Annotated in this window: 1 protein-coding gene; it reads right to left on the reverse strand. The window is 83.6% G+C overall.

Going from position 1 to position 651, the window contains the following annotated elements:
* On the reverse strand, window positions 1-651 hold a 651-nt coding region (locus IE330_RS38530), incomplete at both ends, for a beta-ketoacyl-[acyl-carrier-protein] synthase family protein (protein WP_506005407.1).

The raw sequence follows: 651 nt of genomic DNA on the forward strand, positions 1-651 counted from the left end.
GGTGGCAGAACGTCCCCGTCAGGGAGGCCCCGTGCACCACGGCCCGGCGCGGCGCCCCGCCCGGCGCCGCCCACTCCTCGCCCGCCCGCGCCCGCCGGAAGGGCCGCCCGGGCAGCGGCCCGGTGCCCGGGCGCGGAGCCGGGTAGCGCCGCTCGTGCAGCGCGCGGGCCACCCGGGCGAGGGAGGCGAGCCCCGCGTGGGCGAAGGCCCGGCCGTCACCCGCCCCGAGCACCACGCCCCCCTCCGCGCGGCCCGCGTACAGCCGCGCGAGGGCCTCCCGCTCGGCGGCGGCCTCCCGGGGCACCGAGGACCCCGCGCACTCGACGTACTGGACGGTGTCCGGGCCCGCCCCGGCGGCCCGCAGCGACGCGGCCGCCGTCTCCTGGCGCAGCTCGGCGGAGTACGAGTGCCGGAAGCAGCCCGGCCGTGGCTCGTGCCGCAGCGCGCAGTCGAGGACGGTGGCGTAGACGCGGTCCCCGTCACGCACGGCCGTGGCGAGCCGCTTCAGCAGCACCGCCCCGACGCCCTCGCCGACGGCCCGGTCCGGCGGCGCGCCGAGGTACGCCCCGGCGCCCGCCGCCCCGGGGGAGCCCGCCGCCCCGGGGGAGCCCGGCGCCCCGGCCGCGGACGCCTGGCCCGCCGCGTCGGGAC

This window comes from Streptomyces longispororuber, from assembly GCF_014656095.1.
Classification (GTDB): domain Bacteria; phylum Actinomycetota; class Actinomycetes; order Streptomycetales; family Streptomycetaceae; genus Streptomyces; species Streptomyces longispororuber.